Here is a 24,488-nt window from a genome sequence, read left to right on the forward strand (position 1 = left end):
TCAGTCTCCTGCCAGTTTTATGGCGTAATCAGGGATGCACTAGAGCATAGCACTTCATTCAGGCGCTGCACGGCACGAACGATCTCTTCGTCACTGTAGCCGCCGAGCCCGAGCAAAATACCGGATTTCTGCCTGTCTGGCGTAAACATATGCGACACCGCACGGACGGCAATTCCGGACTGCATTGCCCGCTCCACAACCTGGTGATCGTCCAGGCCGTGGCGCAGCCAAAGCACCATGTGCATGCCCTGGTCACATGGCTGAAGCCAGGCCACGTCCGGGGAAATATATTGTTCTACAGCCGCCATCAGTACCCGACGTTTTTCGGCGTAAACGCCGCGCATTTTTCGCAGATGGCGGTCGAGGTGTCCCTCGGAAATAAAGCTCGCCAGCACGTGCTGGTCAGCCCCCGGCGGCTGCCTGTCCATCAGGATGCGTGCCCCGCAAAAGGCCGAAACCAGCTGCTCAGGCACCACGGCATAGCCGAGGCGCAAGGACGGAAAGAGGATTTTACTGAAGGTGCCGAGGTAGATAACGTTCTCCGGCCCAAGCCCCTGTAGCGCCGGGAACGGATGGCCCGCGTAGCGCATCTCGCTGTCGTAGTCGTCCTCAATTATCCAGGCCTGATTTGCCTGCGCCCACTCCAGTAAAGCGGCGCGGCGCGACATGCTGAGCGGCATGCCTAGCGGGTATTGATGCGAGGGCGTAACGAACGCGGCGCGGGCGTCAGGAGCCAGCTTTTTGCCTGACTCAACGTCCAGCCCCTCGTCGTCAACGGCGACTCTTACCATCTTGCGGTCGCGGAACATCGTCTCAAACAGCGACGTGGCGCCAGGGTAGCCGGGCTCCTCCATCCACACTGAATCCCCCGCCTCCAGCAGGATTTGCAGCGTCAGGTACAGGCCGTGCTGGTTGCCGGAGGTGATGATGACCTGCTCCGGCGTGCAGCGCACCGAGCGCGACTTTCTGACGTATTCACAGATAGCTTCACGCAGGACCAGCGCGCCTTGCGGGTCGGCATAGCCCGAAGGTGCCCCGGCTCCGCGGGCGCGAATACGGTTGCCGAGCCTGCGCCACACGTCGTCCGGGGCGGTGTCGCCTACAGGCACGGAAACGGCAAACGGCTTTGGGGCCAGCGTTTTTAGCTGCTCGCCGACTTTGGCAAATGCCTGCGCCTGGGCAGAAAGCGGAATTGTTGCTCCAGGACGTGTTGGCTGAACCGGCTGCGGGCTTTCCGGCGCGTAGGCCACTCTGGTGCCGGAGCCGTGTCTGGATTCCAGAAAACCTTCCGCAACCAGCTGTTCGAACGCTTCCAGCACGGTGCCGCGCGCCACATTCAGTGCGCCAGCCAGCACGCGCGTGGAGGGCAACAGGTCGCCGCTTTTCAGCTCGCCTTTATGGATGGCATTTTTCAGCGCTTTGGCCAGCTGCAAGCTTAGCTGTCCGCTGCGGCGGTCAAGTTCGCCGATGGCGGGAATATCTACGGCTCGGGCTTTACGTGACATGCATTGTGGCTCGGTCATATTGCGGGAATGTGGTTCTTTATCATAAACCACTTCGGCCATAAGCTGGGTAAAATTACCGCCAATAAAGGGCTGCCAATGTACATTCCTCGCCATTTCCAGGAGCACGATATTGATGTGCTGCAGGGGCTTATCCGGGCTAATCCTCTGGGCATACTGATCGTGCAGAGTGCAGGCGTGCCGGACGCTTTTGATATCCCCTTTGAACTTTGCCCCGAGCAGGGCGAACTCGGCACGCTCCGGGCTCATATCGCCCGGGCTAACCCACTGTGGCGCTCACTTCAGCCGGAGCAGGAAGTGCTGGTCGTGTTTCGCGGTGCGCAGGGGTACATCTCTCCTGGCTGGTATCCGGGCAAGCTGGAACATCATAAAGAGGTGCCGACCTGGAACTATCAGACCGTGCAGGCGCGAGGGAAAATCACCGTGCGGGATGATGCAGATTTCGTGCTGCAGCAGATAACCAGCCTGACGCGCCAGCAGGAGGCGCCGATGGAAATGCCGTGGCAGGTCAGCGATGCGCCGCCGGCGTTTATCGACTCAATGCTGAAGGCCATTATCGGAATAGAAATTCCTCTGGCCTCGCTTATCGGCAAGACAAAACTCGGGCAGAACAAAAAGCTTGAGGATCGGGCCGGAGCCGCTCAGGGGCTGATGGCGAAAGGCGAGCGGGAAATTGGCGAGGCGATGCTGCACAGCATCGCCAGGCGTGATAAAAAATAGCTGAGATTATCCCGGCAGACGGCTTTTTGGCCTGCCTGGCCCCAGCAGAATAGCCAGTTTCGCCCCGCCCTGGGTCGACTCCATCAGGATCTTACAGACGCTGGTCAGCGGCACCGAGAGCAGCATGCCCACCGGGCCGAGCAGCCAGCCCCAGAACAGCAGCGAGAGGAATACCACAAAGGTCGACATCCCCAGCCCGCGCCCCATCATGCGGGGTTCCAGAATATTCCCCAGCACCATGTGCACCACCAGGAACAGCGCCCCGACCATCAGCATTTCATAGGTGCCGTTAAGCAAGAAGGCCTGAATCATCGGCGGCACGGCAGAGATAACCGAGCCGATGTTGGGAATGTAGTTGAGCAGAAAGCCCAGCACGCCCCACATCAGCGCAAACTGCACGCCCAGCAGCTTTAATCCCAGCCAGATAATGATACCGGTCAGCAGGCTGATAAACGTTTTTAGCGCCAGATAGTGGGTGACGCCTTTTAACGCGCGGTGCATGCCGGCGATGTGAAGCTTCGGATTTGCCAGCGCGAAGCGCAGCTTATAGGGCACGTGACGCACCTCAAACAGCATAAAAATCACCGTCATCGCCAGCAGTAAAATGCTCGCCATTGCCCCGGAAAGCCCGGCCATTAAGGTGGTGGCAAAGGTCATCAGCTTGTCGGAGTCGAGTTTTTGCAGCATACGTTCCGGCGACAGCGGCAAATGCAGGAACGGCATTGCATGTTCTATTTCTCGCACCTTCTGCGTCAGCAGTTTGTTGAACTGCGGCATCTGTTCCATGAAATCGTTCATCGAAGTTGCCAGCACGCCAACCAGTAAAGTGAGTACCACCAGCATCACCAGCACCACGATGGTAATGGCCAGCGGGCGGTTAAAGCCCCGGCGCATAAACCAGGTGACCAGCGGGTTGAGAACGATGGCGAAGAACAGCGCCAGCAGCAGCTGAACGATGATGTCGGCGGCGGCGTGAATGCCAGCGAGAATAATCACTAACGCGGCAAGCTTGAGCAAAATATGCAGGCCGGTTTTATCGAGTTGAGGGGGAGTCATGCAGACGTCCTGTCAGGAAACGGTGCTTTTAGTGTAGTGCTTCCCGGGCGCGAGGCTGCGGCAGTCTGTCTGAAAATGAAGAAAAAAATGGCCCCGCGAGAGGCGGAGCCATTGATGCATCGCGCAACGCTTACTTGATGGCGATGGTATTGATGATGTTTTCCGCGTTGGTCTGCGCCAGCTGCTGGTTATCCGCAGGCAGCGTTATCTGCATGGTCAGCAGCTTGTCGTCCACTTTCCCAAGGATGATGGAAGAGTAGGCGGTCTGGCCTTTGGCGGAGATAACGCTGTCCAGCTGTTGCAGCTCGTGGCCTTTGATCTCAATGGATTTGTTGGTCACGACCTGAAGCTGCGGGTCACGCGCGCGCTGCTGTTCTTCCAGACGTTTTGCCAGCGCGGCAAGGTCGTCGGTAGTGTTGTCGCCGACAATCACGATCACTGCTTTCTGGCCGGTCGCGTCAGAATAAACATGCATGTTGTTGGACTGGGTACCCACTTTGCCGCTCTGATCGGTCATGTCTGCCGGCAGGGCGAAGCTCAGCTTGCCGTCCAGCAGTTCGATAGGTTGGCCGCTGGCGCTGCTGGCTGCCTGACTACCGGCGGTAGCGGTTTTGCTGTCGTTGTTGTCACAGGCGGCAAGACCCACTACCAGCAGGCCAATACCGACATATTTTACCAGGTTGCGCATCGCGTTATTCCTTTCCGTTAGCAAGCCACAAGGCCGATGCCTGCATCTTAACACAAGATATTCAGCCCGCGTTTAACCTGGCTGTAGCGCGGAGATTTCGGATTTATCTGCGAGGCGTTTCAACAGCATATTCAGCAATACGCCGTACATCGGCAGGAAGAAAATCAGGCTGATAAGAACCTTGAAGCAGTAATCGACCACGGCGATTTCTACCCAATGCTGGGCCATAAAGGCGTCCGGGCTGCGCCAGAAGGCGATAAAGAAGAACGACAGCGTGTCGCTCACGTTACCAAACAGCGTGGAAGCGGTAGGCGCTAACCACCAGCAGCGGTTTTGACGCAGGCGGTTGAAGACGTGCACGTCGAGGATCTGGCCGAGCGCATAGGCCATAAAGCTGGCGATTGCGATACGGGCGACGAACAGGTTGAAGTGGGTTAGCGCTTCAAAGCCCTGCCAGCTTCCCATGTAAAACAGGGCCGAGATGCCGTAGGAGATAACCAGCGCCGGGATCATTACCGCGAAAATAATTCGTCGCGCCAGCGGAGCGCCAAAAATACGCACCGTAAGGTCGGTCGCCAGGAAGATAAACGGGAAGCTGAAGGCGCCCCAGGTCGTATGAAACCCGAAGACGGAGACCGGAAGCTGAACCAGATAGTTACTGGAGGTGATCACCAGCAAATGAAAAAGCGATAGCCAAAACAGCGCATTAGTGCGCTGGCGAGTGCTGAACTGCATCATGTTGTAGCCTTTTTAGTAGTGGGGTGAGGGAACCCAGTCAAAAATGTAAAGCGCGGGGATGATACTGCTTTAGCTTTTCATTGCAATGGTTAATTTTAACGCAATCGTTCACGCGGCTTGCGCCAGATTTTCCCCGGCGTAAACTAGCGCGGTTTTTGACGACCTGAGAGTGCTATGACCGATTTGTTCGCAACCCCCGACCATACGCTGGATGCCCTTGGCCTGCGCTGCCCGGAGCCGGTGATGATGGTGCGCAAAACCGTGCGCAATATGCCCGTAGGCGAAACGCTGCTGGTGATAGCCGACGACCCGGCCACCACACGCGATATCCCCGGCTTCTGCCGCTTTATGGAACATGAGCTGGTTGCCAGCGAAACCGACGCGCTGCCTTACCGCTATTTGCTGCGTAAGAGCCACTGATCCCTCTCAGAAAAAGAGGGCAGGTGAGATGCCAAAGCGCCGGGAAAGCTGGCGGATGTGTTCGGTGGTTAGCTGTCGTTCGCCGCTGAGAATGCGGGATACCATCGACTTGCTGCCAATCTCTTGCTGAAAATCGCTCTGTTTTAATTGGTGATGCTCCATCAGGGTTTTCAGCATGGCAATCCCGGCCGGGATTGCCTGCATTTCCGCTCGGAACGTCTGTACTTCAGGCTGTGCGTTTTCCCAGGCAGAGATTTTGCTGCTGACAATCTCAACCAGTGGATTTTCTGGGTCATTGAGCAGCAGGTATTCGACCAGCTCCAGCGCCGCCAGATAATCTTTTTCTCTGGTGCTGCCACCCAGCAGTGGAACCGCCGTTTTCAATGCTTCGGCGGCTTTAAGCGCATCAGCAATCATCTCTTCTTTCCCCGGTGTGTTTCAGTAAACCGCATGTATTCGCTGTGCGTCATGATATGGCGGATGTAGAACTTCTGGCTGGTAAAAAAGATAAGCGCAATCAGCCTGAGTTCATTGCCGGCGATATTGATGACGTAATGTTTATCGAGGTACTTAAAGTTATCCAGTGAAGGATAAATCCGCTTAAGTGATTCCGGCGTTGGAAAGAAGCCTTTTTCCAGCACTTTGCCGAGAATTTGCAGTTCCTGCCTGTGTCTGGGAAATCTTTGACCCGCTTCTATAAGCGTCTTCAGCGTAATCAGATGCATCACTTCATCCTGAAGTTGACTGATTGGCGACAATTATGCCCGCAAGTTGCCAATCAGTCAACTTGCGGGCGGGGGATTCATTTTTACACGTGAGCGTCCTTGCTCCATTGATTGAGTAAAAATCCGGAAGATGTCTCGAAAACTATTTCTTCCGCAGCAGGCGAATGGCGTTCGCCGTTACCAGCGCGGTAGCGCCTGAGTCTGCCAGCACCGCCAGCCACAGGCCGGTCAGGCCGAGCAGGGTGGTGACCAGGAAAATCCCCTTCAGCCCCAGCGCAATCGTCACGTTCTGGCGAATGTTGTTATGGGTGGCTCTGGCGAGCCGCACCATGCTTGCCAGTTCGGTCAGGCGGTTGTGGGTCAGGGCGGCATCTGCGGTTTCCAGCGCGACGTCGGTACCGCTGCCCATGGCAATACCGATGGTGGCCGCTTTCATCGCCGGCGCATCGTTAATGCCGTCGCCGACCATTGCCAGCGGCGCGGTGGCATTCAGTTTGTTCACCGCCGCCACTTTGTCTGCCGGGAGCAGGCTGGCGCGGTAATCAATGCCCAGTTCGTTGGCTATTGCCGCCGCCGCTCGTGGGTTATCCCCCGTCAGCATCACGCCCTGAATGCCCAGTTGATGAAGGGCGGTAACCGCTTCACGCGCGTCGCTGCGCAAAGTGTCACGCATGGCGATGGTGCCCAGCAGCTGCCCTGAACGCAGTACCACGATGACCGTCTGGCCCTCTTCTTCCTGCTTCGCGATACGTTGCTGCCAGACTTCGTTGAGTGCCTGAGCGTCAAGTTTGGACGGTGAGCTGAGCAGCAGCGTTTCACCCTGGATATTCGCTTCAACGCCAACTCCGGCCAGCGCGCGGTGATTTTCCGCGACGAAAGCTGGCAAATTACGCTGCTGTGCTGCGCTCACAATGGCCTGAGCCAGCGGGTGCGTTGAACCCTGTTCTACTGCGGCGGCGAGCGCCAGAAGCTGGTCTTCTTCAATCCCGTCTGCCGCGGCAATGGCGGTGACCTGCGGTTTACCTGCCGTCAGGGTGCCGGTTTTATCGAAGGCGACCTGCTGTATTTGACCGAGACGCTCCAGCGCCGCGCCGCCTTTAATCAACGCCCCACGGCGTGCGGCTGCGGCAAGGCCGGAAGTAATGGCCGCAGGCGTGGAGATAACCAGCGCGCACGGGCAGCCGATAAGCAGCAGCGTCAGGCCTTTATAGATCCACGGTTCCCAGCTCTGCCCGAACAGCAAAGGAGGAACGACGGCGGTCAGTAACGCGAGAAGCATGATAATCGGCGTGTAAATCCGGCTAAAGCGATCGATAAAGCGTTCGATGGGCGCGCGGCGCTCCTCGGCTTCTTCAATCAACCGCAGAATACGGTCGATGGCGCTGTCGCCGGGTTCGGAAATCACCTCCAACTGAACAAGGCGATCCACGCTGGTGCTGCCAGCGGCGACTTTTTCGCCCTGCTGGCGCTCTACCGGCACGGATTCCCCGGTTAAGGCGCTTTCGTCAAAGCTTGCAAAACCGCTGAGCAGGCGACCGTCGGCCGGCAGTCGGCCACCGGCGGCGACTTCAATAACGTCGCCGGGGCGAAGCTCGGCCTGAGCGACGGTTTCGCGCTCGCCGTCCCGGAGGCGAATAGCGACGTCCGGCTTTAACGCCATTAAGGCGCTTACCCCCCGGCGCGCACGGCTGGCGGCGTAGGATTCGAGACGTTCACCGATCAGAAACAGCAGCAAGACCATGGCCGCTTCGGCGGTAGCGCCGATAAACAGTGCGCCGATGGCTGCGACGCTCATCAGCGTTTCAATGGCAAACCAGTTGCCGCTGCGGATCAGGCGGACCGCCTGGCGAGCTATCGGCCACAGGCCAACCAGCGTGGTGGCGATAAACGCCAGGTTGCCGAGCGGGTGGTTGAACTGCTCGAGCCCCCAGCTAATCACCATCAGCACAATAAGCAGGATCAGCGGCAGGTTTTCCTGCAGGCTGCGGCTTTTTTCCTGCTTTGGCGCATTGCCTGCATTCAGGGTGTAGCCTGCGGCCTTGACGGCTTTTTCTACGTCACTGCGAACGTCGCGCGCAGAGCTGACCAGCAGTTTTTCGGTAGAAAACACCACCTGAACCTGCTGAACATCGCTAATCTGTTTCACCGCATTTTCCACTTTGCGGGCGCAGGCCGCGCAGTCCATCCCCTCAACGTGCCAGCTGTAGCGGCTGCCGTTGTCGGCGATTTCCGGCTCTGGCTTCTGCGCAGAGCAGGTGTCATCGGCGCAGCAGGAGGGGCCTTCGGCCTGCAGCGGGCTAAGTTTGGCAAACGCAAACTGCGGTGGCTTTTTGCCGTCTTGGGGTGTGTTGAGCATGGCGCCCTCCGGTAATGATAATTTTCTCATTAGCGATGTTACTCTCTGGAGTCAACTCCAGAGTCAAGCCCCTTTTTTGCCTGATAACGTTTCTGGTTCACGGGCGGCAGTTTTCAGCATTGGCCTTTGCTTCCCCAGGGCGCTTCCCCTAGTATTATCCGCAGGTCGGGATGAGAATGAGTCGATGAAAAAACCACTGACAATCAAAGATATTGCGGAGCTGGCGCAGGTGTCCATCGCCACCGTCTCCCGCGTACTGAACAACAACAGCTGGGTGGCAGACAAAACGCGCAGCCGGGTTGAAAAAGTGATTCAGGAACATAATTTCAGCCCAAATTTACTCGCGCGCGGGATGATCTCGAAGAAAACCCAGACGCTGGCAATTGTCGTTTCGGATATCAGTAACCCTTACTTTGTGATGCTGGTGGCGCAGATTGAGCATGAAAGCTTGCGGCTCGGCTACAAAGTCACGCTGTACGACACTCAATCGGCAAACAGAACCTCTCGCGAAGCGCCGGTGGTGCCCGAAGAGCATATTTTTAATTCCATCACCGACAGCCAGATAGACGGCGTGATTATTCTGGGCGGCAACATCGACTACAACGATATTTCAGCGACCTATCTGCAGGAGCTGAAAAAACTCATCGCCACCGTGCCGGTCGTGGTGGTGGGGCGTAAGCTTCCCGGTGTGGAATATGCCTGCGTTGAACGTGACCAGACCGGATGCGTGAGGTTAGCGACTCGTCATCTTATTGATAAAGGCTACCGGCGGATTGGTTTTATCGGCGGGTCGAAGAATGTTTATATTACTCGCGAGCGTGAAGCGGTATTTCGCACCGAGCTGGAGTCAGCAGGTTTACCGGTAGAAAATAGTTTCGTGGTGCTGAATAACTTTTATTTACAGCATGGCTATGAGGCTATCGAATCGCTAATTGCTAACAATGAAGCCTTGCCGGACGCCATTGTGGCAATTAACGACCACGTCGCAAAAGGTGCCATCCGCGCGCTAAAAGATAAGAACCTCTTGGTGCCAGAAAATATCGCCGTAGTGAGCTGCGAATATTTTCCCGGCAGCGAATATTTTATTCCACGCATTACCACCGTTGACCATCAAAACGCGTTAATTGGCAAAGAGGTTATGCGGCGATTAATGGCCATCCTGAATCAGAATGCTGACGTGGCCGCGGCAGAAAAGATCCCTATTAGCCTGACCGGCGGTGAATCCTCTTAGTTTTCAACGGCGGATAACGCTTTTTTCGGCGTCCGCCCGTTTTCCCTTCTGCGATATTTTTTGATCCCGCTAACAGTTGCGCGATCTGGCGTTGACAAGCCTCGCCCGACTCCTCTAGCCTAAAACCTGAAAACGTTTTCAGGTTTTGATTACAGGAGAGCCGATGAAACCGACAATGATGACCTATATCCATGAAGAGCAGGCGACGTTAAGCGCCATGATTGCCCGCTATCCGTCCGATCTTCCGGTCCTGGAGGGGCAAAAGGAGTGGTTGGTTCTGGCTACGGGTTCCAGCATTAACGCCATCAAAAGTGCGAAATACTACGTGGAAAAGCTGGCGGACGTGCGCATCACGGTGGAGGAGCCTTTCCACTTTCAGCACTACGAAAAGTTCAGTGAGACGGCTGATTTGGTGATAGGCGTTTCCCAGAGTGGGGAAAGCACCTCGACCATCAACGCGATCCAGCATATTCGCCAGACTCACCCGGTAAAAACGCTGGGCATCACCAGCAAAACGGGCAGTGAACTGGCGCGAAACGTTGACCATGTGATTGATATTGAAATTGGCGAAGAGCGCGTGGGCTATGTGACCAAAGGGTACGTTGCCACCATCCTGAAATTCATGCTGCTGGGCGTGTTTGCGGCTCGCCGCAGCGGGAAGATCGACGCCGAACAGGAAGCGGCCGAGCTGAGGAAACTGGGTGTGGCGGTGCAGGCTATCCCGGGCATTATCGCCGACACCGAAGCCTTCTTTACCAGGTGGCAGGATGAGCTGGCCACCTCCCCGCGATTTACCTCGATTGGCTACGGGCCGAGCGTCGGCGTTATCAAAGAGATGGAAACCAAGTTTGCCGAGACGATTCGCGTTCCTTCCCAGGGCGTGGAGCTGGAAGCTTTTATGCACGGGCCTTATTTCGAAGTGAACGGCACTCACCGGATGTTCTTTATTGATACACCGGGCCTGGCTCGCGAACGTTTATTGCTGCTGAAAGCCTATGAGCAGAAATATACCGACTACGTGTACACCATTAAATTAGGCGAGGACCACGACCCACGCACGCTGGCGGTGAAAGCCGATGTTGATGAGTTTATTGCTCCGCTGATCATGGTTATTCCGTTCCAGATACTGGCTCACCATATTGCCGAGGCGAAAGGGAATAACCTTCCACAGCGAATTTTCACCGATTTTGGCGTTGCGGTGAAAAGCAAAACTAAACCGGGCGATTACGCCTGATACGGGCTGTACCCTACACAACAATAATTTCCATACCTTGCTACTAAGGAATGATTATGGCTACCTTCAGTCAACTTGCCCGGCAGATAATTCAGCACGTCGGCGAGGCAGAAAATATAGAGCATCTTACCCACTGCGCAACCCGTTTGCGTTTTACCCTCAAAGACAAAAGTAAGATTAATAAAGACGAGCTTTATAAGTTGCAGGAGGTAGTCAAGCTGGTTGAAAACCCAGGGCAATTCCAGATTGTGATTGGGCCAAAGGTTGAAAAAGTCTTCCAGGCAATAACGGCGCAGATGGGCGAGTCTTCCGCAGAGGAGCCAGCCGCGCCGCAGGGTTCGGTGATTAACCGCCTGCTGGCAACGCTTTCGGCGATTTTCACCCCTTACATCGGCGTACTGGCTGGCGTTGGGGTTGTGAAAGGTATCGTGGTTCTGTTGCAGACGATGAGTTTGGTCGATACCCACTCCTATGTTTTTACCGTGTTCAATGCGCTGTCGAGCGGCGTCTTCGTCATGCTGCCGATGTTTATTGCGGTCACCGCGGCGGAACGCTTTAAGGCCAACAAGTTTAGCGCCCTGGCGCTGACGGCGGCGATGATCTTCCCGCTGACGGATGCCAGCGTGCCCGGCGCATTCCACGTCATTGGCCTGGCGCTTAACGTGAAAATCTACGGCGGGGCGGTGATCCCGGCGGTGTTTGCCGTGCTCTTCCTAAGCCATGTCGAACGCTGGCTGAAAAAGGTGATTCCTGAGATTGCCGCGCTGGTGTTCGTGCCTTGTTTATCGTTGATCATTAGCGGCTTTGTGGTGTTCACCGTGATTGGCCCGGTGGCTGATTATGTCGGCGTTGGCATCGCTAACGGCTATGCCTGGCTGTATAACCTCAGCCCGGTGATTTCCGGCGCGCTGCTGGCGGGTATTGGGCAGCTGTTCGTGGTGTTTGGCGTGCACTGGGGCATTATTCCTCTGGCGCTGATTAACATTCAGGTCAACGGCTACGACACTATTATGGCGATGTTTATGTCGGCGGTGATGGGGCAGTTTGGTGCGGCGTTCGGCGCTATCTTTATTGCCCGCAACCTGAAAGATAAGCAGATAGCGATTTCTGCTTCGCTTTCCGCCTTCTTCGGCATTACCGAGCCAGCTTTGTACGGCGTGAACCTGAAATACCGCATGCTCTTCGTGTTTGGCTGCATCGGCGCGGCGCTGGGCGGCGGTATTACCGGGCTGCTGGGGGTGAAAACCTACAGCTTCCTGCCGGTGCTGAACGTGTTCGAACTGGGGCTGTTTAGCGGGCCGGATTCAAAGATGATTTATGAGGTGATTGCGATCGCGGTGGCGTTTACGGTGCCTGCGGTATTGACCATTATCTACGGCAAAACCCGCAGGCTGGAACCTGCCTCCCTGGCGGAAGACAGGCGTTAACCTCAGATATACAGGGCGCGAACAATCATGAAGTGCCCGGCAAAGTAGCAGGCGGCAGCAATCGCGCTGTCGCCTCTGAAACGATGCCGATAGTGGCTGACCAGCCAGACGATATTGCCCAGCAGCAGCAGGCTGGCACCCACAAATCCGGAGAAGCTTGGGGCCGTCGGGCGGAAGAAATAAAGCTCGGCCGCCAGCCAGACCATCACCAGCGTCATGCCGATAAACGTCAGAATAGGCATACGCAGGGCTTCAAGCCGCGTCCAGATAGTGGCCACCAGCAGCGCACCGATAATCAGCAGGGCAAGAGGCAGAGGCCAGAAGATGGCTAAGGTCATCTGGCTGGCAAAATAGATGGTATACAGCAGGTGTGAAAGGAAGAAAGCGCCCACCGCATAGAGCAGGCGCTGGGTCGGTAATAGCGTGAGAGCATCGCCGACAAGCGTTGCCAGAAGACCCGCCACAATCAGGTAGCCCGCAGCTTCAAACATCGGCGCTTGCCAGGCCAGCAGCAGCAGCAGGAGCAGGGTGACCGGCTTGAAAATCCAGCGCTGCCAGGTGGACCCGCGCCAGGAAGCGTCAATGTAAATCCAGGCAGATAACGCAACAGCAATAAATGACCAAAGCATGGCATATCCTTATTCTAATTGTTGGCGTAACAGTATTCAGTCTAGTGGCTAAGCGTCGCAGATGACAACGGCGCGGCGCCAGGGTTATGCTTAAAAGTGTCTGACAATTAGAGAAAAAGCCATGAGTAAGCCTCCCATTTTTATTATCGCGATCGTTGTGGTGATAGCCGTTGCCGCTTCTTTCCGCTACCTGCAGCAGCGCCGCCAGAACATCGAAAACGACGCGGCACCGCTGAGCGTAAAAAAAGTGGTGGTGGCGACCAAACGTGAAAAACCGTCCAATGACAGGCGCTCGCGCCAGCGGGAAGTGACGCCGCCGGAGGACTCAATCCGCTATGAGATTTGGTTTGCGCCCCAGAGCGGCGGCATGGAGATGAAAATGCGGGTAGCAGCGGCGGAATACAATGCGGTAACGGTGGGAGATAAAGGCACGCTGAGCTATAAGGGGACGCGCTTTGTCAGCTTCGTCCCCGAAGAAACTCACTTGCCCTGACGCAGCTTTTTCTGCCAGATAAGCAGTTCAAACACGCCGAAGACAAAGATCTTAATCTGCTCAAGACGGCCAAGCGCCGGGCCGTCTTTTGGCTGCGTGGCTTTCAGCAGGCTCAGCTGCAGGCCGTGCATAATCACCATAAAGATCAGCGCGACGTTAACAAAAATGTTTAGCGGGCGCGGATAAGGGTGAATCAGGTTAAAAATCAGAAAACCCCAGACGCAAAGCATCAGCAGGCGGCCAAAGTTAATCAGAATCGGCATTATGCGGCTCCTTGAGCTTCACGAATAAACAGGCGGTAAGCCACCTGACCGGCGACTTTCTCACGGTGTAACGCCCAGCTTGCGGGCACCACCGGCAGACCATTTTCCACTTCACTTTCTACGTAAATTAGCGCCTCATCCGCCAGCCAGCCATTTTTCTCCAGCAGGCTAAGCGTTTCATCCAGCAGCCCTTTACGGAACGGCGGATCGACAAACACCACGTTATGCGGCGTGCCAGGCTGGGCGAGAACGCTGAGCGTATTGGCGTTGAGCACCTTGCCGTGGCTGGCTTTCAGGGTCGCCAGGTTCTTTTGTAACTGCTGGGAAACCGCGCGATCCATCTCAATCAGCGTTGCGCTGGCGGCATAGCGAGAGAGCGCCTCCAGGCCGAGCGCACCGCTGCCGGCAAAACAGTCGAGACAATGCGCATCTACCATTGACGGAGCCAGCCAGTTAAACAGCGTTTCGCGTACGCGATCCGTTGTCGGACGCAGGCCGGGACTGTCGGGAACCGGAAGTTTTCGACCGCGCCATTGGCCGCCGATGATGCGAATCTGGCCGGAGCCAGCGGATTGGGGTTTCTTCATTGCTCTCACTGCGATGCTAAATTTTGCGGCTATTCTAACGGTGCTCGCCCGGCCAGGAAACCTTAATCCGCCGGAGTGATGCCGCGCCGGGAAAGTGATAGACTAACGCACTATTTTTTATGCCCGTGGCAAGCAGAATCGGGTCTGTGCCATGAGTTAACAGCGAGGAGTGTAGTCGCAAATGGCGAAAGAGAAAAAACGTGGCTTTTTTTCCTGGCTGGGATTTGGCCAGAAAGAGCAGCAGCCGGAAGCAGAAACAGAACAAAAAGTAATAGAAGAACAACCGGTTACTGAACAGGCTTCCACACAGGATGAACCTCAACAGCCTCAGGCTGTTGAGCAGGATAAGCAGGATTTAGTTAGTGAGCACTCACTGGAGGAGTCCGAAAAGTTTGCCGAGCAGGTCGTGGAGGTTAACGAGCAGCTCGTAGAAGAAGCCGAAGAGAAGGCGCTTGTTGCCGAGCCGGAAATGATTCCTGAGCCGGAAGTGACCGTTGAGCCTGAGATTGTGGCCGAGCCAGAACCTGTGGCGGTTATTGAACCTGAGCCTGTTGTTGAACCTGAAGCCGTTGTCGAACCTGAGGTTATGGAACCTGCGGTTGTTGTCGAAGAGCCGGAAGCCATCGAACAACCGGTTGCCGCCGTTGAGCACGAAACGCTGCCGCTGCCGGAAGAGATTGTTGAAACCGCAGAGCAGCCGGACGAATGGCAGGCCGAGCAGGACGAGATCGTCAACGAAGAAGTGGCTGAAGCTGAGGCATTGTTTGCACACGAAGCTGCCGTTGAAGATGAAGCCGTTGCGCAAGAAGTCCTTGATGACGAACCGCAAGAAGAGGCTGTCGAAGAAGCTGCTCCGATTGCCGCGCTGCAAGAGCAGGAAAAACCGACTAAAGAAGGCTTCTTTGCTCGCCTGAAGCGCAGCCTTGTCAAAACCAAACAAAATCTCGGTTCCGGATTTATCAGTCTGTTCCGCGGCAAAAAAATCGATGATGATCTGTTTGAAGAGCTGGAAGAGCAGCTGCTGATTGCCGACGTTGGGGTGGAAACCACGCGTAAAATCATCACCAACCTGACCGAAGGTGCAAGCCGCAAGCAGCTTCGCGACGCCGAAGCGCTGTACGGTCTGCTGAAAGAAGAGATGAGCGAAATCCTCGCCAAAGTGGATGAGCCGCTGAATATTGAAGGCAAAACGCCGTTTGTTATCCTGATGGTTGGCGTGAACGGCGTGGGTAAAACCACTACCATCGGCAAACTGGCCCGTCAGTTTGAGCAGCAGGGTAAATCCGTGATGCTGGCGGCGGGCGATACCTTCCGTGCGGCGGCGGTTGAGCAGCTGCAGGTTTGGGGCCAGCGCAACAATATTCCTGTCGTGGCCCAGCACACCGGCGCGGACTCCGCCTCGGTTATCTTCGATGCTATCCAGGCGGCGAAGGCGCGTAATATCGACGTGTTAATCGCCGATACCGCAGGGCGTTTGCAGAACAAATCGCACCTGATGGAAGAATTGAAGAAAATTGTCAGGGTTATGAAAAAGCTGGACGAGGATGCCCCGCATGAGGTTATGCTCACCCTCGACGCCAGCACCGGTCAGAATGCGATAAGCCAGGCTAAACTGTTCCACGAAGCGGTGGGGCTGACGGGCATCACCCTGACCAAACTGGATGGTACCGCCAAGGGTGGCGTAATCTTCTCTGTGGCAGACCAGTTCGGCATTCCGATTCGCTACATTGGCGTCGGCGAACAAATTTCTGATTTACGACCGTTTAATGCGGGCGACTTTATAGAGGCACTTTTTGCCCGAGAGGATTAACAATGATTCGCTTTGAACACGTCAGTAAAGCCTATCTCGGTGGGAGACAAGCGTTGCAGGGAATCACCTTCCATATGCAACCAGGCGAGATGGCCTTTCTGACCGGCCATTCTGGCGCAGGGAAGAGTACTCTGCTCAAGCTTATCTGCGGTATCGAACGGCCAAGCGCCGGGAAGATTTTTTTCAGCGGCCACGATATCAGCCGCCTGAAAAGCCGTGAAGTGCCGTTCCTGCGTCGCCAGATTGGCATGATCTTCCAGGATCACCATCTGCTGATGGACAGAACCGTGTACGACAACGTGGCCATCCCGCTGATCATCGCGGGCGCCAGCGGCGAAGATATTCGTCGCCGCGTGTCTGCGGCACTGGATAAGGTCGGGCTGCTGGACAAAGCGAAGAACTTTCCTATCCAACTCTCCGGCGGTGAACAGCAGCGCGTCGGCATCGCTCGTGCCGTAGTGAACAAACCTGCGGTACTGCTGGCGGATGAACCGACCGGTAACCTTGATGATGCGCTGTCGGAAGGCATTCTGCGCCTGTTTGAAGAATTTAACCGCGTGGGCGTGACTGTTCTGATGGCTACCCACGATATGGGGCTTATCTCGCGTCGCAATTACCGTATGTTGACGCTCAGCGACGGCCATTTGCATGGAGGCCTGGCAGGTGAATAAACACAGTGCGCTCAACCATATCAAGCGCTTCAGCAACAAGCTGGACAAGATTAACCAACTGAATAAGTTAGGCGCTCTTGGCCGCTCGGTGAAAAAGCGTGGCAAAGGGCCGCAGTCCAAAAGCAAATCCCTGAAGGGCGGCGTGAACGAGCAGTTCCGCTATGCCTGGGAAGGGGCGCTGCAGGACCTGAAGAGCAAGCCGCTGGCGACTTTCCTGACGGTGATGGTGATTGCTATTTCCCTGACGCTGCCGAGCGTCTGCTATATGGTCTACAAAAACGTGAACCAGGCGGCCACCCAGTATTATCCGTCGCCGCAAATCACCGTTTACCTCGATAAGGCGCTGGACGACAACGCCGCGCAGCAGGTGGTGGGCGCTATCCAGGCGGAAGAGGGCGTTGATAAAGTTAACTACCTTTCCCGCGAGGAAGCGCTGGGCGAGTTCCGTAACTGGTCGGGCTTTGGCGGCGCGCTGGATATGCTGGAAGAGAACCCGCTGCCGGCGGTTGCGGTGGTTAACCCTAAACTCGATTTCCAGAGCACGGATCACCTGAATACGCTGCGTGACCGCGTGGCGAAGATTCATGGCGTCGATGAAGTACGCATGGACGACAGCTGGTTTGCCCGTCTCGCGGCGCTGACCGGCCTGGTTGGGCGCGTGGCGGTGATGATCGGCATCCTGATGGTGGCGGCGGTGTTCCTGGTGATTGGTAACTCGGTGCGCCTGAGCATTTTTGCCCGCCGCGATACCATTAACGTCCAGAAGCTTATCGGTGCTACCGACGGATTTATCCTGCGCCCGTTCCTTTATGGCGGGGCGTTAATCGGGTTCAGCGGTGCGTTCCTGTCGCTGATCCTGTCTGAGATCCTGGTGATGCGTCTGTCGTCGGCGGTGACGGACGTGGCGCAGGTCTTCGGCACGAAGTTCGATATCAGCGGCCTTGGCTTTGACGAGTGCCTCCTGTTGCTGCTGGTCTCTTCGATGATCGGCTGGCTGGCAGCCTGGCTTGCCACTGTTCAACATTTACGCCGCTTTACGCCGGAGTAAAAAGTTTTTGATATACTCATTCCCTGCTACGATAACGTCGTCAGCAGGGAGTGCGTTTTACACCGCTGTGCCCCCTGCCATGCTGCAACAACCGTCACACTTTGTGTGTAATCTATTCACAGCTTTACATTGAACTTGTGGATAACATCACTGTCTGAGAGTACAGTGAATGCTACGGTTTGGCCCCTGACGTGTTGTCGGTGTGCCATAAGTCAGTAAAATGGCAACCTGTACGTAAGTCTCTAAGAGAGGGTTTGAATGACCAAAGAAATGCAAAATTTAGCTTTAGCCCCTGTTGGTAACCTGGAGTCGTATATCCGGGCTGCGAACGCCTGGCCGATGTTAACGGCTGAGGAAGAGAAGGAGCTGGCTGAAAAGCTGCATTACCAGGGCAGTCTGGAAGCAGCGAAAAAGCTGATCCTGTCTCACCTGCGCTTTGTTGTTCATGTTGCGCGTAACTATTCCGGTTACGGCCTGCCGCAGGCAGACCTTATCCAGGAAGGCAACATTGGCCTGATGAAAGCAGTACGCCGTTTTAACCCGGAAGTGGGTGTTCGCCTGGTCTCCTTTGCGGTGCACTGGATCAAGGCAGAAATTCATGAATACGTGCTGCGTAACTGGCGTATTGTGAAAGTCGCAACGACCAAAGCACAGCGTAAGCTGTTCTTTAACCTGCGTAAAACCAAGCAGCGTCTGGGCTGGTTTAACCAGGATGAAGTCGAAATGGTCGCCAACGAGCTTGGCGTGTCCAGCAAAGACGTGCTTGAGATGGAATCACGCATGGCGGCGCAGGATATGACCTTCGACATGTCTAACGACGACGATTCCGACGGTCAGCCAATGGCGCCGGTGCTGTTCCTGCAGGATAAATCCTCTAACTTTGCCGAAGGCATTGAGGACGACAACTGGGAATCTCACGCCGCCGACAAGCTGAGCGATGCGATGCAGGGCCTGGACGAGCGCAGCCAGCAGATTATCCGCGCGCGCTGGTTGGATGAAGACAACAAGAGCACGCTGCAGGAACTTGCTGACCGCTATGGCGTTTCCGCCGAGCGCGTTCGTCAGCTTGAAAAGAACGCGATGAAAAAACTGCGCGCCGCTATCGAAGCTTAACGCCGATACCGTACCGCGCACCGATAACGCCCCACTTTATGCTGGGGCGTTTTGCTTTTTAGCTTCCGGCATACATTCCAGCAGCACGGCAAACGCCGCCTCCATTTCGCTCTCCGGCAGGCTGGCAAACCCCATCAATAACCCCTTCTTGCGCTGCCCGGTCAGGTAGTAACGCGACAGCGGCCGCACCAGAATATTGCGGGCGTTGGCACGCTGCGCAATCGCCACATCATCGGCCTCATCCGGCAGGTTCAAAATCAGATGCAGCCCGGCGTTGTCGCTGAAGTCTGACAGCGCCTGAGGCCCGCAGTGGCGGGAGATAAGCTCGGTCAGGAAGGCGCGGCGACGGCCGTACAGCAGGCGCATACGGCGAATATGGGCCGAATAGTGCCCGGCAGTAATAAATTCCGCCAGCGCCTGCTGGATAAGCGAGTGGCCGCCACGATACAGCTCCGCATGCGCCGTTTTCAGGTCATTTATCAGCGGGCGCGGCAGCACCACGTAGCCGAGCCTGAGCCCTGGATAAAGCGTTTTGCTGAAGGTACCGATGTAAACCACCGGCGCCTCGGCTACCAGCCCCTGCAGAGCGGGGATCGGCTGGCCTGAGAAGCGAAACTCGCTGTCGTAATCATCTTCAATAATCCAGCTGCCGTGCTGGCGGGCAAGGGCCAGCAGGCGCTGACGACGCTCCAGACTCATCACCGCGCCCAGCGGGTACTGATGAGACGGCGTGACGAAGATTAAGCGCGGCGCTTCTGTTACCGTCTCCGGCGGGCAAAGGCCGTTCGCGTCGACGGTGAGCGGTGTGATCCGCACGTCATTCATCGTCAGCACGTGACGAATTCCCCAGTAAGAAGGCTCTTCGATCCACGCCAGATCGCCCCTGTCGCACAGCATCCGGGTGACCAGATCGATAGCCTGGTGGATCCCTTCGGTGATAAGAATTTGGTCGACCTGGCAGTTTACGCCGCGTGAAACCCGCAGATAGTCGACAAGGGCATGCTGCAGCTCAGGCGTACCGCCGTTGCAGCTATAGCTCAGGCGTTCGGGTTTAGGACGGCGGCTGATGCGCGCCTGAATCTTGCTGAATAGCGGATGAGGGAAAGCGTTAACGTCCGGGACGCCCGGAATAAACGCTCCCCACTGGCGCGGGCTGGCGCTGACCTGGGACAAAAGATGCAGGCCGCGGCGGGAAATTGAAACCTCCGGGGCAGGGGGCGCGCCGCTTTCGCCAACGTTCCCTGCGGAGGTGAAGCGATCCGGCAGCGTTTTTTCAACAAATGTTCCGCTGCCCTGGCGGGAGGAAACGTACCCCTCAGTCATAAGCTGCTCGTAAACTGTTAATACAGTGTTACGAGAAATACTGAGTTCGCTGGCCAGATCGCGGGAGGCGGGCAGGCGGCCATGGGGCGGCAATGAACCATCCAGAATTGAGCGGCGTAGCGCATTGTAAAGGCGCTTATGCAGCAGATTGTCGGTCTCTTCCTGCAGCCGGACAAGAATCAAATCACCCACTAAATCTCGCAATTGGATCCCTCAGATAATCTGAATTGGTACTCGATTATAGGGCCAATACCTGTGTAAATAAACGACATTGTTTCTGATTTGTTGCGATAAAGTGACTGACATAACAGGAGAGACCAAGGTGAAAAGTGCAGAGCTGAATCAGCGTCGTTTACAGGCCACGCCGCGCGGCGTGGGCGTGATGTGTAGCTACTTTGCAGAGAAGGCTGAGAACGCCACCCTGTGGGATGTGGAAGGCAATGAAGTTATTGATTTTGCCGCCGGGATTGCGGTGCTGAACACAGGTCATCGTCATCCGAAAGTGATTGCCGCCGTGGAGAAACAGCTACAGGCCTTTACCCACACGGCTTACCAGATTGTCCCTTATGAAAGCTATGTATCGCTGGCCGAGCGCATTAACGATCTGGCACCTATCGACGGCCCGGCGAAAACCGCGTTCTTCACCACCGGTGCAGAAGCCGTTGAGAATGCTGTAAAAATTGCTCGTGCCTACACCAAACGTCCCGGCCTGATTACCTTTGGCGGCGGCTTCCATGGCCGTACCTTTATGACCATGGCGCTGACCGGCAAAGTGGCGCCTTACAAAATCGGTTTCGGCCCATTCCCAGGCTCCGTTTACCACGCGGTTTACCCCAATGCCGCGCACGGCGTAACGACTGAGGATGCGCTGAAAAGCCTCGATCGTATCTTTAAAGCGGATATCGCCGCCGATCAGGTTGCGGCCATCGTGCTGGAGCCGATTCAGGGCGAAGGCGGCTTCAACGTTGCCCCACCTGAATTTATGCAGGCGCTGCGCAAGCTGTGCGATACCCACGGCATTCTGCTGATTGCCGATGAAGTACAGACCGGCTTCGCGCGCACCGGCAAGCTGTTCGCCATGGACTATTACGACGTTAAGGCCGACCTGATGACGATGGCGAAAAGCCTGGCCGGTGGTTTCCCGCTGTCCGGCGTTGTGGGTCGCGCTGAAGTGATGGATGCACCTGCGCCTGGTGGCCTGGGCGGTACTTATGCAGGTAACCCGCTGGCGGTTGCTGCGGCTCATGCTGTGCTGGACGTGATTAAAGAAGAGCAGCTGTGCAAGCGTGCAAACCAGCTTGGCGAACACCTGAAAGAGGTGCTGAACCAGGCTCGCCAAGGCTGCCCGGCCATTGTTGACGTACGCGGGCAAGGCTCGATGGTGGCGGTGGAGTTTAACGATCCGCAGACCGGGAAACCTTCGCCGGAATTTACCCGCGAAGTTCAGCTGAAGGCTCAGGAACAAGGGCTGCTGCTGCTGAGCTGCGGCGTCTACGGCAACGTTATCCGCTTCCTTTATCCTCTGACCATTCCTGATGCTCAGTTCACCAAAGCGCTGGCCATTCTGTCCCAGGTGCTGAAGGGCTAAAGCCCCGTACTGTGCGGCGGCAGGGAAGCCCGTCATAACACAAGGTTTTGTTGCCCAGCGTGAAGTGGTTTATCACCCTGATATCCCCTGTTTTCCGGCGGGCGTTATCGCCGGAGTAATACGGAAAATATTATGTCTGAAAACTCCACCTTCTCTCCCGCCATCGCGCGCGGGGAGCGAACGGCTGTCCCCGGTAAATCCCTGAGCTTCGTTGAAGGCGTGTCGATGATCGTCGGCACCAACATCGGCGCGGGCGTGCTTTCCATCGCCTATGCGTCGAGCAAAGCTGGCTTCTGGCCGCTGCTGTTCTGGCTGGTGCTCGTGGGCAGCCTGACCACCGTGACGATGCTTTACGTCGCCGAATCTACCTTGCGTACTCGCCAGCATTTGCAGCTCAGCGGACTGTCGCTGCGCTACGTCGGTCGCTTTGGCGCGCTGATGATGTTCCTCTCGGTTTGCGTGAACAGCGTGGGCGCGTTGACCGCCTATATGACCGGCAGCGGCAAACTATTGCACTCCTTATTTGGTATTTCTCCGGCGCTGGGCAGCGTGCTGTTTTTCATTCCTGCCGCAGGCGTGCTGTATATGGGCCTGAAGGCCATCGGGCGCGGGGAAAAGTTTATCAGTATCGGCATGGTGGTGATGATCGCGGTGTTGGTTATCGCCACCTTGCTAAAAGAAACGACCAGCGTGGGCTACCTGCTGGAAGGCAACTGGCTGTACATGGTGCCGGTATTCAACGTGGTGGTGTTCTGCTTCTCGGCGCAGTACATCGTGCCGGAGATGGCGCGAGGGTTTGCCGATAAACCAGAGAAGCTGCCGAAGGCGATTATCGTTGGCATGGTTGTAACCTTCGCGCTACTGGCCCTGGTGCCAATGTCGGTCATCATGCTTAACGGCCTGGACGATATCTCTGAGGTGGCGACCATTTCATGGGGGAAAGCGCTGGGAGAGTGGGCGTTCTTCTCGGCGAACCTGTTCGCGCTCTGCGCCATGCTGACCTCGTACTGGGGGCTGGGCGGCAGCTTCCTGACCAATATCTTTGACCGCTTCCGCCTGGGCAGCGACGAACTCTCCCTGAAGCGTTTCCTGGTGCTGCTGGTGGTGGCGATTCCACCTTTCGTACTGGCCTACAGCGGGCTGGTGTCGTTCGTGAATGCGCTCTATTTTGCCGGCGTGTTCAGCGGCGTGATTTTATCGATTATGCCGATTCTGATGATTAAAGGCGCTCGTCGCAGCGGTGATGTCACGCCGGGCTGGACCTGCCCGCCGTTTATGACCCACCCGCTGATTCAAATTTTCATTGTGTTGCTTTACCTCTGCAGTGCCGTTTATGCGGTTGCTTCCGCTCTGGGATACCTGCCTGCGGGCTGGTGATTTTGATGCTTGCTCCCCCGCGCCTGGAGGCATTCCGGCGCGGTTATTTTTTTGTCACATTCCCGTTATCTAACCTTCAAATATGTCTTTCCAAATTATCGCAAATGGCGCTATGTTTAGCATAGTGTGCTGCCGTAGCGCCGGCTGTCGCCCTTAAGTTAGCTGTCATATGCTTTTCTTATACCTACAAACAGAATAATGCGCTAACAAACAACAACACAACAAATTCAATAACCATAACAATGGGGACTCTCAGGATGAAAATGACGGGTAAAGCCTTACTGGCAGGATGCATTGCACTGGCAATGAGCCACGCGGCGATGGCAAAAGATATTAAGGTCGCGGTAGTAGGGGCAATGTCTGGGCCGGTTGCGCAATACGGCGACCAGGAATTCACCGGTGCCGAGCAGGCGGTGGCCGACATTAACGCTAAAGGCGGGATCAAAGGCGACAAACTGGTTATCACGAAATATGACGATGCCTGTGACCCGAAACAAGCGGTAGCGGTTGCCAACAAAGTGGTGAACGACGGTATCAAATACGTTATCGGTCACCTGTGCTCTTCTTCTACTCAGCCAGCGTCTGATATCTACGAAGACGAAGGCATTCTGATGATCACCCCGGCGGCAACCGCCCCGGAGCTGACCGCGCGTGGCTATAAGCTGACCCTGCGCACCACCGGCCTGGACTCAGATCAGGGCCCAACCGCGGCGAAATACATTCTGGAACACGTGAAGCCTAAGCGCATTGCCGTTATCCACGATAAGCAACAGTACGGCGAAGGCCTGGCGCGTTCCGTGCAGGACGGCCTGAAAAAAGGCGGTGCTAACGTGGTCTTCTTTGACGGTATCACCGCCGGTGAGAAAGATTTCTCCACGCTGGTTGCGCGCCTGAAGAAAGAAAACATCGACTTCGTTTACTACGGTGGTTACCACCCGGAAATGGGGCAGATCCTGCGTCAGTCCCGCGCCGCCGGCCTGAAAACCCAATTCATGGGGCCGGAAGGCGTGGCGAACGTTTCTCTGTCTAACATCGCCGGGGATTCTGCGGAAGGCCTGCTGGTGACCAAGCCTAAGAACTACGACCAGGTTCCTGCCAACAAACCAATTGTGGACGCCATTAAAGCGAAGAAACAGGATCCAAGCGGCGCGTTCGTCTGGACTACCTACGCGGCGCTGCAGTCCCTGGCCGCTGGCCTGAACCAGAGCGAAGATCCGGCTGCAATCTCTAAATACCTGAAAGGGGCGACCGTGGATACCGTGATGGGGCCGCTGTCCTGGGATCAAAAGGGCGACCTGAAAGGTTTTGAGTTCGGCGTGTTTACCTGGCATGCCAACGGCACGGCCACCGACGCAAAATAAAAGCAAACGGCAACCCTGGGTTGCCGTTTTAGTGTTTACTCCCTCTCCCTTTGGGAGAGGGGCGGGGTGAGGGTTCTCACAACCAACGCTGAAAATTAGTGTTTACT

24 protein-coding genes are annotated in these 24,488 nt (G+C 56.1%); 13 read left to right on the plus strand and 11 right to left on the minus strand.

The window, feature by feature from the left end; genetic code table 11:
- Positions 1-17: 17 nt before the first annotated feature.
- Positions 18-1,505: a MocR-like pyridoxine biosynthesis transcription factor PdxR gene (pdxR, locus tag ACE38U_RS16815; protein WP_375530173.1), complete on the minus strand. Its 1,488-nt coding sequence runs from the start codon at positions 1,503-1,505 to the stop codon at positions 18-20.
- A 27-nt stretch (positions 1,506-1,532) separates the two neighbouring features.
- Here pdxR (ACE38U_RS16815) and ACE38U_RS16820 point away from each other — a divergent pair, with 27 nt between their 5' ends.
- Positions 1,533-2,243 (plus strand): FMN-binding negative transcriptional regulator, encoded by a 711-nt coding sequence (locus tag ACE38U_RS16820; protein WP_255483411.1) that lies wholly within the window; start codon positions 1,533-1,535, stop codon positions 2,241-2,243.
- A 6-nt stretch (positions 2,244-2,249) separates the two neighbouring features.
- On the opposite strand, the gene ACE38U_RS16825 is transcribed toward ACE38U_RS16820, so the two are convergent.
- The 3 genes from ACE38U_RS16825 to ACE38U_RS16835 form a co-directional block, all read right to left on the minus strand.
- Complete coding sequence (locus tag ACE38U_RS16825; protein ID WP_038477852.1) at positions 2,250-3,299, minus strand: AI-2E family transporter; 1,050 nt, start codon at positions 3,297-3,299, stop codon at positions 2,250-2,252.
- Between the two features lie 130 nt (positions 3,300-3,429).
- Complete coding sequence (locus ACE38U_RS16830) at positions 3,430-3,987, minus strand: DcrB family lipoprotein (protein ID WP_038477855.1); 558 nt, start codon at positions 3,985-3,987, stop codon at positions 3,430-3,432.
- A gap of 72 nt (positions 3,988-4,059) precedes the next feature.
- Positions 4,060-4,725, minus strand: a complete 666-nt coding sequence (locus tag ACE38U_RS16835) for a 7-cyano-7-deazaguanine/7-aminomethyl-7-deazaguanine transporter (RefSeq protein ID WP_016538599.1) — start codon at positions 4,723-4,725, stop codon at positions 4,060-4,062.
- Between the two features lie 174 nt (positions 4,726-4,899).
- Between ACE38U_RS16835 and tusA the strand changes: the two genes are divergently transcribed.
- The gene (tusA, locus tag ACE38U_RS16840) at positions 4,900-5,145 is read left to right on the plus strand and encodes a sulfurtransferase TusA (RefSeq protein WP_008458604.1); all 246 of its coding nucleotides are present in this window, start codon (positions 4,900-4,902) and stop codon (positions 5,143-5,145) included.
- A gap of 6 nt (positions 5,146-5,151) precedes the next feature.
- Here the strand turns inward: tusA and ACE38U_RS16845 are convergent, their stop codons facing one another.
- The 3 genes from ACE38U_RS16845 to zntA form a co-directional block, all read right to left on the minus strand.
- Positions 5,152-5,562 (minus strand): helix-turn-helix domain-containing protein, encoded by a 411-nt coding sequence (locus tag ACE38U_RS16845; protein WP_375530174.1) that lies wholly within the window; start codon positions 5,560-5,562, stop codon positions 5,152-5,154.
- Positions 5,559-5,870, minus strand: a complete 312-nt coding sequence (locus ACE38U_RS16850) for a type II toxin-antitoxin system HigB family toxin (RefSeq protein ID WP_038477862.1) — start codon at positions 5,868-5,870, stop codon at positions 5,559-5,561. The genes ACE38U_RS16845 and ACE38U_RS16850 overlap by 4 nt, the downstream gene beginning before the upstream one ends.
- Before the next feature lie 142 nt (positions 5,871-6,012).
- Positions 6,013-8,226: a Zn(II)/Cd(II)/Pb(II) translocating P-type ATPase ZntA gene (zntA, locus tag ACE38U_RS16855; RefSeq protein WP_375530175.1), complete on the minus strand. Its 2,214-nt coding sequence runs from the start codon at positions 8,224-8,226 to the stop codon at positions 6,013-6,015.
- 184 nt (positions 8,227-8,410) lie between these two features.
- Here zntA and ACE38U_RS16860 point away from each other — a divergent pair, with 184 nt between their 5' ends.
- The 3 genes from ACE38U_RS16860 (at position 8,411) to ACE38U_RS16870 (ending at position 12,118) form a co-directional block, all read left to right on the plus strand.
- The gene (locus tag ACE38U_RS16860) at positions 8,411-9,457 is read left to right on the plus strand and encodes a LacI family DNA-binding transcriptional regulator (protein ID WP_375530176.1); all 1,047 of its coding nucleotides are present in this window, start codon (positions 8,411-8,413) and stop codon (positions 9,455-9,457) included.
- A gap of 163 nt (positions 9,458-9,620) precedes the next feature.
- Positions 9,621-10,691, plus strand: coding sequence for an SIS domain-containing protein (locus ACE38U_RS16865; RefSeq protein WP_375530177.1), 1,071 nt, complete (start codon positions 9,621-9,623; stop codon positions 10,689-10,691).
- A gap of 56 nt (positions 10,692-10,747) precedes the next feature.
- Positions 10,748-12,118: a PTS transporter subunit EIIC gene (locus tag ACE38U_RS16870; protein WP_375530178.1), complete on the plus strand. Its 1,371-nt coding sequence runs from the start codon at positions 10,748-10,750 to the stop codon at positions 12,116-12,118.
- A gap of 2 nt (positions 12,119-12,120) precedes the next feature.
- Here ACE38U_RS16870 and ACE38U_RS16875 read toward each other — a convergent pair whose 3' ends face one another.
- On the minus strand, positions 12,121-12,747 hold the full coding sequence (locus ACE38U_RS16875) for a lysoplasmalogenase (protein WP_038477877.1): 627 nt from the start codon (positions 12,745-12,747) through the stop codon (positions 12,121-12,123).
- A gap of 121 nt (positions 12,748-12,868) precedes the next feature.
- Between ACE38U_RS16875 and ACE38U_RS16880 the strand changes: the two genes are divergently transcribed.
- Positions 12,869-13,240: a DUF2500 domain-containing protein gene (locus tag ACE38U_RS16880; RefSeq protein WP_038477889.1), complete on the plus strand. Its 372-nt coding sequence runs from the start codon at positions 12,869-12,871 to the stop codon at positions 13,238-13,240.
- On the opposite strand, the gene ACE38U_RS16885 is transcribed toward ACE38U_RS16880, so the two are convergent.
- Both ACE38U_RS16885 and rsmD read right to left on the minus strand, forming a co-directional pair.
- Complete coding sequence (locus ACE38U_RS16885) at positions 13,228-13,497, minus strand: DUF1145 family protein (RefSeq protein ID WP_167549842.1); 270 nt, start codon at positions 13,495-13,497, stop codon at positions 13,228-13,230. The genes ACE38U_RS16880 and ACE38U_RS16885 overlap by 13 nt on opposite strands.
- A 5-nt stretch (positions 13,498-13,502) precedes the next feature.
- On the minus strand, positions 13,503-14,090 hold the full coding sequence (rsmD, locus tag ACE38U_RS16890; protein WP_038477895.1) for a 16S rRNA (guanine(966)-N(2))-methyltransferase: 588 nt from the start codon (positions 14,088-14,090) through the stop codon (positions 13,503-13,505).
- A 181-nt stretch (positions 14,091-14,271) separates the two neighbouring features.
- On the opposite strand from rsmD, the gene ftsY reads away from it, so the two are divergent.
- From ftsY to rpoH, 4 genes are all read left to right on the plus strand, one after another.
- Positions 14,272-15,900, plus strand: coding sequence for a signal recognition particle-docking protein FtsY (ftsY, locus tag ACE38U_RS16895; protein WP_038477898.1), 1,629 nt, complete (start codon positions 14,272-14,274; stop codon positions 15,898-15,900).
- A gap of 2 nt (positions 15,901-15,902) precedes the next feature.
- Positions 15,903-16,571, plus strand: coding sequence for a cell division ATP-binding protein FtsE (ftsE, locus tag ACE38U_RS16900; RefSeq protein WP_038477901.1), 669 nt, complete (start codon positions 15,903-15,905; stop codon positions 16,569-16,571).
- Positions 16,564-17,619, plus strand: coding sequence for a permease-like cell division protein FtsX (gene ftsX, locus ACE38U_RS16905; protein ID WP_038483115.1), 1,056 nt, complete (start codon positions 16,564-16,566; stop codon positions 17,617-17,619). Before ftsE ends, ftsX begins: the two co-directional genes overlap by 8 nt.
- 258 nt (positions 17,620-17,877) lie before the next feature.
- Positions 17,878-18,732, plus strand: a complete 855-nt coding sequence (gene rpoH / locus ACE38U_RS16910) for an RNA polymerase sigma factor RpoH (protein ID WP_038477904.1) — start codon at positions 17,878-17,880, stop codon at positions 18,730-18,732.
- 36 nt (positions 18,733-18,768) lie between these two features.
- On the opposite strand, the gene pdxR (ACE38U_RS16915) is transcribed toward rpoH, so the two are convergent.
- Positions 18,769-20,259, minus strand: coding sequence for a MocR-like pyridoxine biosynthesis transcription factor PdxR (pdxR, locus tag ACE38U_RS16915; protein WP_038477907.1), 1,491 nt, complete (start codon positions 20,257-20,259; stop codon positions 18,769-18,771).
- Between the two features lie 118 nt (positions 20,260-20,377).
- Here pdxR (ACE38U_RS16915) and ACE38U_RS16920 point away from each other — a divergent pair, with 118 nt between their 5' ends.
- The 3 genes from ACE38U_RS16920 to ACE38U_RS16930 all read left to right on the plus strand — a co-directional run bounded on the left by ACE38U_RS16920 (position 20,378) and on the right by ACE38U_RS16930 (position 24,381).
- Positions 20,378-21,643, plus strand: a complete 1,266-nt coding sequence (locus ACE38U_RS16920; protein ID WP_038477910.1) for a 4-aminobutyrate--2-oxoglutarate transaminase — start codon at positions 20,378-20,380, stop codon at positions 21,641-21,643.
- Positions 21,644-21,775: 132 nt separating this feature from the next.
- Entirely contained in the window at positions 21,776-23,020 is a 1,245-nt protein-coding gene (locus tag ACE38U_RS16925) for an aromatic amino acid transport family protein (protein WP_154187495.1), read from the plus strand.
- Positions 23,021-23,277: 257 nt separating this feature from the next.
- Positions 23,278-24,381, plus strand: a complete 1,104-nt coding sequence (locus ACE38U_RS16930; RefSeq protein ID WP_162473298.1) for a branched-chain amino acid ABC transporter substrate-binding protein — start codon at positions 23,278-23,280, stop codon at positions 24,379-24,381.
- The last annotated feature ends 107 nt before the right edge of the window (positions 24,382-24,488 follow it).

It is taken from the genome of Cedecea selenatireducens (assembly GCF_042138895.1).
In the GTDB taxonomy this organism is placed as follows: domain Bacteria; phylum Pseudomonadota; class Gammaproteobacteria; order Enterobacterales; family Enterobacteriaceae; genus Cedecea; species Cedecea selenatireducens.

Bases quoted from the DNA above. Each gene is read 5' to 3' on its own strand.
- pdxR (WP_375530173.1), bottom strand. From the start codon at position 1,505: ATGTCACGTAAAGCCCGAGCCGTAGATATTCCCGCCATCGGCGAACTT.
- ACE38U_RS16820 (WP_255483411.1), top strand. From the start codon at position 1,533: ATGTGGTTCTTTATCATAAACCACTTCGGCCATAAGCTGGGTAAAATT.
- ACE38U_RS16825 (WP_038477852.1), bottom strand. From the start codon at position 3,299: ATGACTCCCCCTCAACTCGATAAAACCGGCCTGCATATTTTGCTCAAG.
- ACE38U_RS16830 (WP_038477855.1), bottom strand. From the start codon at position 3,987: ATGCGCAACCTGGTAAAATATGTCGGTATTGGCCTGCTGGTAGTGGGT.
- ACE38U_RS16835 (WP_016538599.1), bottom strand. From the start codon at position 4,725: ATGATGCAGTTCAGCACTCGCCAGCGCACTAATGCGCTGTTTTGGCTA.
- tusA (WP_008458604.1), top strand. From the start codon at position 4,900: ATGACCGATTTGTTCGCAACCCCCGACCATACGCTGGATGCCCTTGGC.
- ACE38U_RS16845 (WP_375530174.1), bottom strand. From the start codon at position 5,562: ATGATTGCTGATGCGCTTAAAGCCGCCGAAGCATTGAAAACGGCGGTT.
- ACE38U_RS16850 (WP_038477862.1), bottom strand. From the start codon at position 5,870: ATGCATCTGATTACGCTGAAGACGCTTATAGAAGCGGGTCAAAGATTT.
- zntA (WP_375530175.1), bottom strand. From the start codon at position 8,226: ATGCTCAACACACCCCAAGACGGCAAAAAGCCACCGCAGTTTGCGTTT.
- ACE38U_RS16860 (WP_375530176.1), top strand. From the start codon at position 8,411: ATGAAAAAACCACTGACAATCAAAGATATTGCGGAGCTGGCGCAGGTG.
- ACE38U_RS16865 (WP_375530177.1), top strand. From the start codon at position 9,621: ATGAAACCGACAATGATGACCTATATCCATGAAGAGCAGGCGACGTTA.
- ACE38U_RS16870 (WP_375530178.1), top strand. From the start codon at position 10,748: ATGGCTACCTTCAGTCAACTTGCCCGGCAGATAATTCAGCACGTCGGC.
- ACE38U_RS16875 (WP_038477877.1), bottom strand. From the start codon at position 12,747: ATGCTTTGGTCATTTATTGCTGTTGCGTTATCTGCCTGGATTTACATT.
- ACE38U_RS16880 (WP_038477889.1), top strand. From the start codon at position 12,869: ATGAGTAAGCCTCCCATTTTTATTATCGCGATCGTTGTGGTGATAGCC.
- rsmD (WP_038477895.1), bottom strand. From the start codon at position 14,090: ATGAAGAAACCCCAATCCGCTGGCTCCGGCCAGATTCGCATCATCGGC.
- ftsY (WP_038477898.1), top strand. From the start codon at position 14,272: ATGGCGAAAGAGAAAAAACGTGGCTTTTTTTCCTGGCTGGGATTTGGC.
- ftsE (WP_038477901.1), top strand. From the start codon at position 15,903: ATGATTCGCTTTGAACACGTCAGTAAAGCCTATCTCGGTGGGAGACAA.
- rpoH (WP_038477904.1), top strand. From the start codon at position 17,878: ATGACCAAAGAAATGCAAAATTTAGCTTTAGCCCCTGTTGGTAACCTG.
- ACE38U_RS16925 (WP_154187495.1), top strand. From the start codon at position 21,776: ATGTCTGAAAACTCCACCTTCTCTCCCGCCATCGCGCGCGGGGAGCGA.
- ACE38U_RS16930 (WP_162473298.1), top strand. From the start codon at position 23,278: ATGAAAATGACGGGTAAAGCCTTACTGGCAGGATGCATTGCACTGGCA.